This is a genomic window from Paenibacillus illinoisensis NBRC 15959, assembly GCF_004000925.1.
Taxonomy (GTDB): domain Bacteria; phylum Bacillota; class Bacilli; order Paenibacillales; family Paenibacillaceae; genus Paenibacillus; species Paenibacillus illinoisensis.
Window position 1 is genome coordinate 18570 of record NZ_BIME01000017.1, and the last position, 13377, is coordinate 31946.

At 47.2% G+C, this 13377-nt stretch carries 13 protein-coding genes; 12 read left to right on the forward strand and 1 reads right to left on the reverse strand.

From position 1 onward, the window contains the following. Nucleotides 1-6: 6 nt before the first annotated feature. The 8 genes from yabG to PIL01S_RS27340 all read left to right on the forward strand — a co-directional run bounded on the left by yabG (nt 7) and on the right by PIL01S_RS27340 (nt 6991). Nucleotides 7-903 (forward strand): sporulation peptidase YabG, encoded by an 897-nt coding sequence (yabG, locus tag PIL01S_RS27305; protein ID WP_127540854.1) that lies wholly within the window; start codon nt 7-9, stop codon nt 901-903. A 153-nt stretch (nt 904-1056) separates the two neighbouring features. After that, nucleotides 1057-1332 (forward strand): biofilm formation stimulator Veg, encoded by a 276-nt coding sequence (veg, locus tag PIL01S_RS27310; RefSeq protein WP_095293350.1) that lies wholly within the window; start codon nt 1057-1059, stop codon nt 1330-1332. Nucleotides 1333-1567: 235 nt separating this feature from the next. Further along, nucleotides 1568-1744 (forward strand): small, acid-soluble spore protein, alpha/beta type, encoded by a 177-nt coding sequence (locus PIL01S_RS27315; protein WP_095293351.1) that lies wholly within the window; start codon nt 1568-1570, stop codon nt 1742-1744. A 148-nt stretch (nt 1745-1892) separates the two neighbouring features. Continuing rightward, nucleotides 1893-2747 (forward strand): 4-(cytidine 5'-diphospho)-2-C-methyl-D-erythritol kinase, encoded by an 855-nt coding sequence (gene ispE / locus PIL01S_RS27320; protein WP_095293393.1) that lies wholly within the window; start codon nt 1893-1895, stop codon nt 2745-2747. 98 nt (nt 2748-2845) lie between these two features. Next, the gene (gene purR / locus PIL01S_RS27325; protein WP_095293352.1) at nt 2846-3673 is read left to right on the forward strand and encodes a pur operon repressor; all 828 of its coding nucleotides are present in this window, start codon (nt 2846-2848) and stop codon (nt 3671-3673) included. 188 nt (nt 3674-3861) lie between these two features. After that, entirely contained in the window at nt 3862-4146 is a 285-nt protein-coding gene (gene spoVG / locus PIL01S_RS27330; RefSeq protein ID WP_017691372.1) for a septation regulator SpoVG, read from the forward strand. A 399-nt stretch (nt 4147-4545) separates the two neighbouring features. Then, nucleotides 4546-5937 (forward strand): bifunctional UDP-N-acetylglucosamine diphosphorylase/glucosamine-1-phosphate N-acetyltransferase GlmU, encoded by a 1392-nt coding sequence (glmU, locus tag PIL01S_RS27335; protein ID WP_164764365.1) that lies wholly within the window; start codon nt 4546-4548, stop codon nt 5935-5937. A gap of 100 nt (nt 5938-6037) precedes the next feature. Then, on the forward strand, nt 6038-6991 hold the full coding sequence (locus PIL01S_RS27340) for a ribose-phosphate diphosphokinase (protein ID WP_017691370.1): 954 nt from the start codon (nt 6038-6040) through the stop codon (nt 6989-6991). Nucleotides 6992-7094: 103 nt separating this feature from the next. Here the strand turns inward: PIL01S_RS27340 and PIL01S_RS27345 are convergent, their stop codons facing one another. Further along, nucleotides 7095-7295: a hypothetical protein gene (locus PIL01S_RS27345; protein ID WP_024633712.1), complete on the reverse strand. Its 201-nt coding sequence runs from the start codon at nt 7293-7295 to the stop codon at nt 7095-7097. 139 nt (nt 7296-7434) lie between these two features. Here PIL01S_RS27345 and pth point away from each other — a divergent pair, with 139 nt between their 5' ends. The 4 genes from pth to PIL01S_RS27365 all read left to right on the forward strand — a co-directional run bounded on the left by pth (nt 7435) and on the right by PIL01S_RS27365 (nt 13281). Then, entirely contained in the window at nt 7435-7995 is a 561-nt protein-coding gene (gene pth, locus PIL01S_RS27350; RefSeq protein ID WP_095293354.1) for an aminoacyl-tRNA hydrolase, read from the forward strand. Between the two features lie 101 nt (nt 7996-8096). Then, the gene (locus PIL01S_RS27355; protein WP_095293355.1) at nt 8097-8327 is read left to right on the forward strand and encodes an anti-sigma-F factor Fin family protein; all 231 of its coding nucleotides are present in this window, start codon (nt 8097-8099) and stop codon (nt 8325-8327) included. Between the two features lie 276 nt (nt 8328-8603). Then, a complete protein-coding gene (mfd, locus tag PIL01S_RS27360; protein ID WP_127540856.1) occupies nt 8604-12131 on the forward strand; it encodes a transcription-repair coupling factor in 3528 nt (1175 codons plus the stop codon). Beyond that, the gene (locus PIL01S_RS27365) at nt 12115-13281 is read left to right on the forward strand and encodes a peptidylprolyl isomerase (protein WP_127540858.1); all 1167 of its coding nucleotides are present in this window, start codon (nt 12115-12117) and stop codon (nt 13279-13281) included. Before mfd ends, PIL01S_RS27365 begins: the two co-directional genes overlap by 17 nt. Nucleotides 13282-13377 lie beyond the last annotated feature (96 nt).

Here is a 13377-nt window from a genome sequence, read left to right on the forward strand (position 1 = left end):
ATGTTGATGAATATCGGAGACTTGGTCGTTCGTAAGTCATACGGTGGAGATGTGACTTTTCGGGTGGAAGGCCTCCAGTTGGATAGCGCGGTCATTAAAGGGACCGAATTCCGGCTGCTTGCCGACTCCCCGGTGGACGATTTGATACGGGTTCCTTATGAGCCGCAGAGTGCCAAGACCAGGCAGGCACATGTAAAAGCACATCAAACACTCTCCAGGCTGCAGCAGAACCGGATTGAACAAGCGGAACGCAACCGTGAAGGCTTGACGCAGGACTGGTCTGCACAGCGCGAGCCTGCTTATTTTGAAATGCCAGGCAAGGTGCTCCATTTGGATGGGGATCCAAATTACCTGAAGAAAAGTATGGCTCTCTATGAGCAGCTTCGTGTCCCGGCAGAGGGTCAATATGTCCATGAGTCAGCCATGGCTGATGCCCTGTATCGTCTTCTTCCCAAAGTTCAGCCTGACATTGTAGTCATTACGGGCCATGACGGAGTGCTGAAGACCCGTCAGCCTTACGACTTATACAGTCTCGGAAGTTACAAGAATTCGCAAAATTTTGTAGCGGCAATCCAGGTTGCAAGACAATATGAGCGTCATCTGGATGCGCTCACGATCGTTGCAGGAGCATGTCAGTCCCATTTTGAGGCACTTCTGCGGGCAGGTGCGAACTTTGCCAGCTCACCAGGCCGAATTCTGATTCATGCCCTTGACCCTGTATATGTGGCTGCCAAGGCGGCCTTTACATCCGTTAGGGAAACGGTGAATATGAATGATATTCTGCATAACACAATTAGTGGCAGCCAGGGTGTAGGTGGTGTCGAAACACGCGGCAGTTACCGCGTTGGCCTGCCTGGTTTGAATGATTTATCTACACTTAAAGTTAACCCATCAGTCGTCTGATACAGGTCAATTAAAGTCCCAATTTGGGGCTTTTTTCATTTGCAAAAAAATTCATTGACAGCAACTTTTCCATGCTGATATAATATTTAGTTTTGATTTGACATTGACTGTAAATTCAGGTATAATGGACAAGAAAAGAGGTGGTCGTCGACAATGGCTAAAAATACGCTGTTGGATATCAAACGCAATCTCGATGCTCATATAGGTCAAAAAATTATGTTGCGGGCTAATGGTGGCCGCCGTAAGACTATCGAGCGTACGGGTGTCTTGGAAGAAACGTACCCTTCTGTTTTTATCGTCAAGCTTGATGAGGAGCAAGAAACGTTCAAGCGAGTCTCTTACAGTTATGCAGATATACTTACGGAGTCGGTGGAAGTCATGGTATTTAACCCAGGCGACCAGACGCCTAACTCCTACATGGAGACGTAAGCATCGTTTTACAGGCAGTTTGCCCCTTGGGGCGAACTGCTTTTTTATTTGTGTAGAAGAAATACTGTCCAGACAGGCATCGCAGGAATGAGGTTTAACCAGAAACGGCATACTACTTGAACAGGCCCATACTGATATGCTGAACAGTTCATCGAAAATGGTGGCTCTGAAGCTGTCAGGAAGAATCCTGGTGAAATGGACTAATCAGAACTGTTACTTCAAGGAGGATGGTTTCATGAGCCGCAGAAGAAGAAGTGTAATGTCAGATGAGCTCAAGTATGAGCTGGCAAAAGACCTGGGATTTTATGATACGGTACAGCAGGAAGGCTGGGGTGGCATCAAAGCCAAGGATGCAGGCAATATGGTGAAGCGTGCCATTCAGCTTGCTGAAGAGGCAGCACGCAAATCGTAATTCGATCTAGACGGTTTGGAGAGCGGGGCCTTCCACGAGGTGGACCTCGCTTTTTCCCCATGAATTCGGAATAAAAATGACTTGACAGCCCCATTTTGATATAATATGTTAAGTTGTCTTAGGGAAAAGGTGAGGACGGGTGAACGCCTTGAAAATTTACGAAAAAGCGCCTGCTAAAATTAATTTGATGCTGGACGTTTTACATAAACGAAGCGACGGCTTCCACGAAGTTGAGATGATCATGACCATGGTCGATTTGGCAGACCGGCTGGAAATGTCGGAACTGCCTCGCGATACGATATTTATCTCCAGTCAGGCCGGGTATATTCCGCTTGATGAGAAGAATCTGGCATTCCAGGCGGCCAGATTAATCAAAGAGCGCTATGACGTGCGTACTGGAGTGCACATTCATCTGGACAAAAAGATTCCGGTGGCTGCCGGTCTGGCAGGCGGCAGCAGTGACGCTGCAGCTACGCTGCGTGGATTGAACCGCCTCTGGCGTCTGAATATCCCGGATCATGAGCTCCAGGAGCTTGGGGCAGAGCTTGGTTCGGATGTACCTTTTTGTATTACAGGGGGTACAGCGCTCGCTACAGGCCGTGGAGAGAAACTGAAACCAATGCCTAACCCACCCCAATGTTGGGTCATCTTGGCGAAGCCTCCAATCAATGTGTCGACAGCGGATGTGTACGGAAGATTCCGCAGCGACAAGATTGTTCGGCATCCAAGTGCGGCCAAAATGGAGCAGGCCATTCGCAATCATTCCTTTGCAGAGGTGTGCGGACAGATGGGGAATGTGCTTGAGGATGTTACGCTTAAGCTGTATCCGGAAGTTCAGCATCTGAAGGATGCCATGATGAAGCTGGGTGCAGATGGGGTGCTCATGTCGGGTAGTGGCCCAACAGTATTCGGATTGGTCTCCAAGGAAGCAAAGGTTGCACGGATCTATAATGGGCTGCGCGGCTTCTGCAAAGAAGTGTATGCAGTACGCATGTTGACTTAGAATTCGCTTTTATAATGTACAAACACGTATAAAGGTGGTATATTTTTAAATAATTATTCGGATTTGGATGTTTTCCGTGATCGTGAGGATGGATCTCTGTGAAGAAATTAAAACGAAGCGCTAGGCTGGTTGAAATGACGCAGTATTTATTGTCAAGACCACATACGGTTATTCCGTTAACCACTTTTGCCGAACGTTATGGTGCCGCGAAGTCGTCAATCAGTGAGGATTTGGCGATTATCAAGGAAGTGTTCGAAGAAGGTGGGTCGGGAGAACTGCAGACATTGGCAGGAGCTGCCGGGGGAGTTAAATGGATTCCGAAGGTGTCCAGAGAACATGCTCTGGCTTTTGCCGAACGACTAAGCAATCAGTTGGAGCAGCCTGACCGTATTTTGCCTGGCGGGTATCTCTATATGTCTGACCTGCTTGGACAGCCTGCATTGATGAATGAAGCAGGTAAAATATTTGCGACTGCTTTTGGCAACATGGATATCGATGTAGTCATGACGGTAGAAACGAAGGGTATTCCTCTGGCTTATGCGACTGGAGCCCAGCTTAACCTGCCTGTAGTGCTCGTGCGCAGGGACCATCAGGCTACGGAAGGATCGGCCGTAAGTATCAATTATGTATCGGGGTCCCATAAAAGTCTCCATACCATGTCCCTATCCCGCAGAGCGATGCGTGAGCATTCAAGGGTTCTGATCGTGGATGATTTCATGAAAGCCGGTGGAACGGTACAGGGCATGATTGATTTGCTCGCCGAGTTTAATGCAACGGTAGCAGGTGTAGGGGTACTGGTAGAATCCGGTTCAGTTGATTCGGAAGAGCGTTTGCTGACCGATTACGTATCTCTTGCGCAGCTGACAGCCGTGGATGCAAAAAGCAGACACATTTCGGTCAAGCCTGGTAACTATTTTGACCTGTAGAAAGATGACGAATAACATGTCGGGAAAGGTTCTTTTCCATCGACCTGGCACTAACGTTGTCGAATTGTGTATTAAATAAAAAAATTCCTGAAATTAGGACATTTTTGTGGTTATAAAAAGAAGGAGTTCGTATAGGCTGTGTGGAATTATACACCAAGTTCTGATGGAAAAAGGTGGTGAACACACACATGCAAATTACGGATGTCAGACTCCGCCGTGTTAACTCGGAAGGGAGAATGAAGGCTATCGCATCCATTACCATCGATAACGAATTCGTCGTTCATGACATTCGCGTCATTGATGGGAACAACGGAATGTTTGTTGCTATGCCGAGCAAGCGGACTCCTGACGGAGAATTCCGTGATATCGCCCACCCGATCTCTTCCGGTACTCGTGAGAAGATTCAGGCTGCTGTTTTGACTGAGTATGACCGCGCTGCAACTGAGGAAGAAGTCATTGAAGAAGGTGCCTGAGAACATTATTGGGGTTCGAAGGAAAAGAGAGCCATGTCTTATGGCTCTCTTTTCTTTTTGACCGGAATAAGATATATTCAGTATTGAGTTTATTCAAACAGGAACATTTAGCAGCTTTATTGCTGGAAAATGTTGAAGGAAACATTAGCGCAGCGTGCGCTTGGTGACAGGGCGGCATCTTAAGAGTCATTGGGATTCGGTTAAGGCTCGCAGGTACACGGCGTATACATATAGGTCACGATTTGCTCGTGTCCGCATTGTTACGTGTGATAACAGAGACAGTAGGCGATGAACAAGACCGGCTTCAGGCCGGCTGAACGATACTTATCAGGGATGATCCATTAAGGTGGGTCTTCCGGATGGGGTTTTCAGAACAGGAGGTCGTGAAATTTGAAACGAATGGCAATTGTACTTGCTGCAGGGCAAGGCAAACGAATGAAATCTAAATTGTACAAAGTACTGCATCCCGTATGCGGTAAACCTATGGTAGCTCATGTGCTGGATGCAGCTCTACGCGCAGGCGTTGAGCGCAGTGTAGTCGTGGTCGGTCATGGTGCCGAAGCGGTGCAGTCATTTTTGGGTTCCAAAGCAGAGTATGCACTTCAGGCTGAACAATTGGGAACGGGTCACGCGGTGAAGCAAGTGAAGTCTTTGCTTGGAAGTGAGCAAGGCTCTACTATAGTCGTCTGTGGAGATACACCACTGGTAACCAGTGAAACGCTGGAAGGTCTGATGAAGCTTCATGAGAGTCGCGGAGCTGCTGCAACCGTACTAACGGCTCAATTGGACAATCCAAAAGGTTACGGCCGCGTCATTCGCGGAGAAGACGGTTCTGTACAACGCATTGTGGAACAGAAGGACTGCAACGAGCAGGAAGATGCTGTGAAAGAAATTAACACAGGGACTTACTGTTTCGATAATGCGAAATTGTTTGCTGCACTGGAGAAAGTGACCAACCAGAACGCCCAAGGAGAGTACTACCTGACAGATGTTGTTGGGATTTTCCGTAACGATGGTGAAGTGGTTGAAGCTTATATGTCAGATGATATCGCGGAATCCATCGGAGTTAATGACAGGCTTGCTCTGTCCCAAGCAGAAGCATATATGCGTGAACGTTTGGCTGTAAAACATATGTTGAACGGTGTTACGATCATTGATCCGTCATCGACATATATCGGAGCGGATGTTACGATTGGATCAGACACGGTATTGTATCCGGGAACCATTCTGAAAGGGACAACTTCCATTGGTGAAGCTTGCCATATTGGTCCTCAGGCCGATATTGAAGACAGTGTTATTCAGAACGGTGTGACGATTAAACATTCCGTGTTGTCCCAGGCCGAAGTAGGCGAAGAGACAACGGTAGGACCATTTGCTTACCTGCGTCCTGGCACCAAGCTGGGCCGGAAAGTAAAAATTGGTGACTTTGTCGAAGTGAAAAATGCTACAATTGACGAAGGATCCAAAGTATCACATCTCAGCTATATTGGGGATGCTAAAGTAGGGAAGAACGTAAATGTTGGATGCGGGGCAATAACGGTTAATTATGATGGATATAATAAAGCTGTAACGACAATCGAAGATGATGCGTTCGTAGGCAGCAATGTCAATCTGATTGCACCGATCACGGTAGGAAAAGGCGCTTATGTGGTTGCCGGCTCAACCGTTACACATTCCGTTCCGGAGAACGATCTGGCTATTGCTCGTCCTCGCCAGGAGAACAAACCTGGTTACGCGGAGAAAATTCGCGGACGTGCCAAAGCCAAGAAACAAAATGCCAAACCCGAATAAGGGGTATTGATATTCTGATTGCCTCCCGATCTTCGGGAGGTGCCGACATGTCGCAGACGCTTATAGATTCCAATGAACCAGCACGGAGGGTTTTTATTTTATGACTTATTTTGATTCGAAATTAAAAATATTTACTTGCAATTCTAACCCCAAGCTTGCCCATCAAATTGCTGATTATATCGGAATTCCTATGGGTGAATCTCACACAACCAGCTTCAGTGATGGTGAGATTCAAGTGAAGCTCTCCGAGAGCGTTCGGGGCTGTCACGTATACATTGTACAGTCCACTTGCTTGCCGGTTAATGACAACCTGATGGAGATGCTCGTCATGATTGATGCACTGAAACGGGCATCAGCCAAGACAATTAACGTTGTAATTCCGTATTACGGTTATGCACGACAGGATCGTAAGGCACGTTCGCGTGATCCAATTACAGCGAAACTGGTAGCCAATCTGATCGAAAAAGCAGGAGCTACCCGCGTGATTGCGATGGACTTGCATGCCATGCAAATCCAGGGCTTTTTTGATATTCCAGTGGATCATCTACTTGGTGTGCCGATTCTGGCTCAATATTTCCGCTCCAAACAGATTGAAAATCCGGTCGTTGTATCCCCTGACCACGGTGGTGTAGTTCGTGCACGGAAATTGGCTGATTTCCTGAATGCACCTCTGGCCATCATTGATAAACGTCGTCCGGAGCCGAATGTAAGTGAAGTTATGAACATTATCGGTAACATTGAAGGTAAAACAGCGATCCTGATCGATGATATCATCGATACGGCAGGAACCATTGTGCTGGGTGCAAATGCACTGATGGAAGGCGGCGTGAAGGAAGTATACGCATGCTGTACTCACCCGGTATTGTCCGGACCAGCGATGGAGCGTTTGGAGAATGCACCACTGAAAGAAGTTATCGTAACGGATACGATTCCAATCACGCATGCCAATCCGACAAGCAAACTTAAAGTGTTGTCTGTAGCACCTTTGCTCGGGGAAGCCATTATCCGGGTTCATGAGGAATTGTCAATCAGCAAGCTGTTTGAAATTGAATAAGGATGTCTGCACAAAGTAGTAGAGGGGTTACGTTTTCCGGTCGAACGGAAAATGTAACCCCTGTCGGCGTGCCATTATAACGATGCATGGAGAGGCCGGATGATTAATATCCTGGCCGTGAAATGAAGCGAAAACGCCGCCGATGAAAAAGAGTGTCGGCAATTTCGACAAATTGATTATCGAAACGTGTAATCAATCCGATCTCAATATGGGTGTCGCGATCATATACTTGTACGGGTACATGGTATTCGAGATGATAGATAAAATCACTATGTTGAGTCAGCTGTCCGTTATCTTCGCGCAAAACCCGCTCACCTTCCTGGGTTAATAAGATAATAATCGTGAAAATTACAGTAAATAGGAAGTTCACTTTCTTGATATTATATGAAATATAACATTCGAAGTCTATGCCTCACCTCATGTGATCCGAAGGAGGGAATAAGATGAAGTGGATTGTAGGCCTGGGTAACCCGGGCTCAAACTATGCCAAAACACGACATAATATTGGCTTTATGGCACTGGACCAACTGGCCAGTCGTCATGGGATTTCCATTACTCAGAGCAAATGCAAAGCGTTAATTGGAGAAGGAAATATTGGCGGTGTGAAAACCGTGTTGATCAAACCCATGACATTCATGAATCTGTCCGGTGAGTCGGTACGGGCATATATGGACTTTTACAAAGTCAGTCTGGAAGATCTGATTGTCGTTTATGATGACATGGACACGGAGATTGGCAAAGTCAGACTGCGTTATCAAGGTAGCGCTGGCGGCCATAATGGAATCAAATCCATTATTCAGCATACCGGCACACAGCAATTCAACCGTGTACGGATGGGCATTTCGCGCCCGGAACCTGGACACGCCATTGTTGATTATGTACTGTCTACATTTATGAAGAAAGAGAAGGAAGCGCTCGAACATACCATTGAGCAAACCTGTGATGCTTTGGAGCATAGCCTGAATCATACATTTGAGCAGACAATGGCTAAGTTTAACGGGTAATAATTGTTGGAAGACCACGTTGGAAAAAATGATCAAAACCGGGTTCAATTCAGTCATAATGGGCATACTGGACGTATAAACCATGTTCAGGAGGCATAAACATGTCAGTGAATTATGTGTGCAGGCACTGCCGTACCTTTATTGGCCGAATCGATTCTGCCCGAATATCAGAAGAACAGTTGGGCTTTCATTTCTTGACCCCCGACGAGCGGAGGGATATAATAGCGTATAATTCCGGTGGGGATATTACCGTTCGGATTACATGCGATTATTGCAAAGAAGCGCTTGAACTCAATCCTGAGCTCAGCTTACTGGCGAGCCCGCTTCAATAATAAGCCTGGTTCGCAGCGAAGATGGATAACAGATGATGGGGGCCGCGGAATACCGCTCCACCTTTATAGCCTTGGCAGCCTGCTGAGGCTTCTTTTCAATTTGGGAATGAAAATGCTGATGACGGAATTTGGGTTATTGGTTGAACCTGATGTGGTAATGAAGCGAGTAATCCGATATGATGAAACAGGACAAAAAGGAATTTGTATCCAATTCAGAATGATAATACTGCGCTTTGGCGTGAACTAATCAAGTAAGTTATAAGAGAGGTGCCCCTTTTGTTACAAGCACTTATACAGGCTTTTTCCAAAGATCCCGATTTTGGATCCATTACTGCCGGTATTACGTCCGGTATGAAAGAGCAGCTGGTCTCAGGATTGTCCGGATCAGCGCGCCAGATCATGCTGGCAGCTCTGCACCAAGAGATGAACCGACCACTGCTCGTCGTTACACACAATATGTTTTCCGCACAAAAAATCGCAGAAGATTTACAGGAAGCGCTTTCACCAGATCAGGTGCTGCTCTATCCTGCGAATGAACTTGTAGCCGCTGAAGCCGCTGTTTCCAGTCCGGAAACACTGGGTCAGCGTATTGATGTGTTAGTTCGTTGCGCCCAAGGTTTTAGGGGCGTTGTTGTTATTCCATTTTCCGGCGTGCGGCGTTATGTCCCTCTTCCGGAAGTGATGGCGAATGCTCAGATTACCATCAAACAAGGGAATACACTCGATCTGGACTCGTTCCTTCTGGAGATGGTGAAGCTTGGATATGAACGTGTAGAACGGGTTGAATCTCGCGGCGAGATGAGCGTGCGCGGAGGAATTATCGACTTTTATCCAGTGACATCGTCCATTGCTTATCGGGTGGAATTGTTTGACGATGAAATTGATTCCATACGAACATTCGACCCAGCGGATCAACGCTCAATTGAACGTATCGATGACGTTACGGTGCTGCCGTGCAAGGAATTGATTGCTGACCGCGAACGTATGGAGAAGGCTGCGGATGAAGCTGTCGTTTTACTGGAAAAACAACTGGAGAAAATGACTGATCGCCAGGCCAAGCTGCGTCTCCGTGAAGAAATTCACCGGGAGATTGAGCTGCTGCGGGAGCATGTGTATTTCTCTGAAATGTATAAATATATATCACCGCTCTATCCGGAGCATAAAACCATCTACGATTACATGCCGGAGGACACGCTGCTTGTTCTGGACGAACCTGCACGGCTGGCTGAAACGTCCAAGCAGCTCGACCGGGATGAATCGGAGTGGAACCTGCATTTGATGCAAAACGGAAAGACGCTGCCTGATCTTCATTTGTCGGCAGATGGGGATGAGCTGTTATATGAACGTCCATTCCAGACACTGTTTATGTCGATCTTCTTGCGTCAGGTTCCACATACACAGCCTCAAAACATTCTGAATTTTATCAGTCGGGGCATGCAGGATTTCCACGGACAGATGAATGTGCTTAAGGCCGAGATGGAGCGCTGGCAGAAAGCCGGAGTGCATGTGCTTATGCTGGCGAGCGGGGAAGAAAGACTCGATCGTATGCGGCGCGTCCTCATGGACTACGATATACCGGAACCGGAAATGCTTATCGGTAACCTGCAGACCGGATTCGAACTGCCGTCCATTCATTTAGCCGTCGTAACCGAAGGTGAGATGTTCTCTCAAAAGCAGCGCAAGGCACGCAAACAAAGCCGTAATGTAGATAATGCAGAACGGATTAAATCGTATAGTGAGCTGAAGGTGGGCGATTATGTTGTCCATCAGAACCACGGGATTGGTAAATATCTAGGCATTGGTACGCTTGAGGTTGGCGGTATTCATAAGGACTATATGCATATTCTCTATGCTGGTGGGGATAAACTGTCGGTACCGATCGAACAGATCGATCTGATCCAGAAATATGTCGGGTCAGAAGAGAAAGAGCCCAAGATCTACAAGCTGGGTGGTAACGAGTGGACACGGGTTAAAAATAAAGTTCGTTCATCTGTACAGGATATCGCCGACGATCTGATCAAGCTCTATGCGGAGCGTCAGACCTCAAAAGGTTTCGGTTTTGAGAAGGACTCTGCCGAGCAGCAGGAATTTGAGGCCATGTTCCCTTATGATGAAACTCGTGATCAGGTCCGTGCGATTGAAGAAATTAAAAAGGACATGGAACAAAATCGTCCCATGGACCGTCTGCTATGTGGAGACGTCGGTTACGGAAAAACCGAGGTTGCCATTCGTGCTGCTTTCAAAGCGGCAATCGAAGGCAAACAGGTTGCGGTACTCGTTCCGACCACGATCTTGGCACAGCAGCATTATGAGACATTCCGTGAACGTTTCTCGGGGTATCCATTCAATATTCATGTCCTAAGCCGGTTCCGTTCCCGTAAGGAACAAAATGAGACCGCCAAAGGCATTAAAAGTGGAACAGTCGACATTGTCATTGGTACGCACCGGTTGTTATCGCAGGATCTGGTATTCAAGGATCTTGGACTGCTTATCGTTGATGAAGAGCAGCGCTTCGGTGTAACCCATAAGGAGAAACTGAAGAAGCTGAAAACAAACGTGGACGTGCTCACATTGACGGCTACACCAATTCCGCGTACCCTTCACATGTCCATGCTGGGAGTGCGTGATCTCTCGGTTATTGAAACACCACCAGAGAATCGGTTCCCGGTGCAGACCTATGTCGTGGAACATAGTCAGGCGCTTGTTCGGGAAGCCATTGAGCGGGAACTGGCACGTGGGGGTCAGGTGTATTATTTGTATAACCGAGTTCAAGGAATTCAGGAAATGGCTGCCGAAATTGCTGACCTGGTTCCTGGAGCCAAAGTGGGCGTGGGCCATGGTCAAATGTCGGAGACAGAGCTGGAGAAAACCATCCTGGACTTCCTGGATGGCGAATATGACGTGCTCGTAAGCACAAGCATCATTGAGACAGGGGTAGATATCCCGAATGTAAATACCCTGATTGTTCATGATGCAGACAAAATGGGCCTTTCCCAGCTGTACCAGCTGCGTGGGCGCGTTGGACGGTCTAATCGAATTGCCTATGCGTACTTTACGTACCAAAGGGATAAAGTGCTGACCGAGGTTGCAGAGAAACGTCTGCAGTCTATTAAGGAGTTTACCGAGCTGGGGTCGGGATTCAAAATTGCGATGCGAGATCTATCGATCCGCGGAGCAGGGAACCTGCTGGGAGCAGAGCAGCACGGCTTCATTGCCTCAGTCGGATTCGACCTGTATTCTCAGATGTTGGCCGAGGAAATTAACAAACGCAAAGTCACCATGCTTGGGGAAGAGCCGGTACCTTCCGATCAATGGAGCACCACGCTCGATCTCAGCATCGATGCCTACTTGCCGGGTGATTATATCTATGACAGTATACAGAAGATTGAGATTTACAAAAAAGTGGCGGTTATTGCCTCTTTCGACGATGCCATGGAGCTGGAAGACGAATTGGTTGACCGATTCGGCGACCTTCCGGAAGCTGTCATTAATCTTATGGCTGTAGCCAGGTTGAAAGTGTACGGGAAAATGTACGGAATTGAGTCCATTACGCAGCGTGGTGACGACCTTACCGTGAAATTCTACGAAGGCCGTGAGCATGCATTTGAGCTCTCGAAAATTGCGCACATTGGAAATCAGTTCGAAAGACGTGTACAATTTGAACAAGGACCCCATATGCTTATTCATGTCAAAGGCAAAGGGCTTGGGGACAAGCAACTGATGGAGCTGGTAGAGAAATTTCTGGAGTCCATGAAGAGTGCTTTTAAATCAAAGGGGGAACCAAAGGATGTTACCAAAGTATAAAAAAGTAGGGAAAGTACTCTCCGTGAGTATGGTTGCAGTACTGTCCTTATCACTGCTTGCTGCATGCGGCAAGAAGGATGAAGCAGCTACACCAGAAACCAATGATACAAGCGCTGTTGTAGCGTCATATGATGGCGGTACAATTACAGCCAATGAATTCGATATGGAGCAACGGGTCATGAAATTCCTCTATCCGGAATATGCACAAATGATGGAGATGGACGATTTCAAGGACTACCTGGTGCGCCAGGAAGTTGCTTATGAATATTTGAGTGGCAAAGCGAGTGAAGAAGCCAAAACAGAAGGTGCCAAAGTGGCTACCGAGCAGTTCGACAAAATGAAGGCTTCTGTTCAAGCCGATCAATGGACTGAAATGTTGAAAGCTCAGAACCTGACAGATCAAAACATCAAGGATTACATGACTCGCATCATGACCGTTATCAAGGATAAAGAGACTGGCGTTACGGAAGATGCAATCAAAAAAGAATTTGAAACAAACAAGGATCAGTTCACAACCGCTTCGGTTCGTCACGTTCTGATTAACTTCACGGACCCAGATACGCAAAAAGAGCGTAAAAAAGAAGATGCCTTGAAAATTGCGAAAGAAGTTAAAACTAAACTGGATGCCGGTGAAGACTTTGCAAAAGTTGCAAAAGAATACTCCGAAGATCCAGGCTCTGCAGATAATGGCGGATTGTACGAAAATACCCCTGTATCCAACTGGGTAGAAGCGTTCAAAGAAGCTGCCAAAACATTGCCGATCAACAAAATCAGCGATCCGGTTGAGACGGAATACGGCTATCACGTGATGAAAGTGGAATCCCGTACGGAAGCAGACTACAGCAAATTGACAGATGAGCAAAAAGAAACACTCAAAAGCCAATTGGCAGCTGCAGAGATCGATACGTTCATGACGAATGAACTGGATAAGATCGTGAAGGAAGTAAACCTGCCGAAGACAGACAAGGCTGAAGAAGGTACTACTGAAGGCACTGAAGGCACAACGGGTACTGGAACTGGAACCGAAGGTGACAAATCTACAGAAACCAAAACGGACGAGTCCACAGGTACTGACGCTAAAACAGATCAAGGTACTAAAACAGAGTCCGATGCAACAACAGGCGATAGTGCAGATACAAGCAGCAAGTAAGAAACGAGCTGCAGCACACTTACTTTCTGGACAAGCTTAGAGAAGCAAGGGGAGGACTTATGGCCTGCCCCTTGCTTCTTTTTGTACAGACAGCAG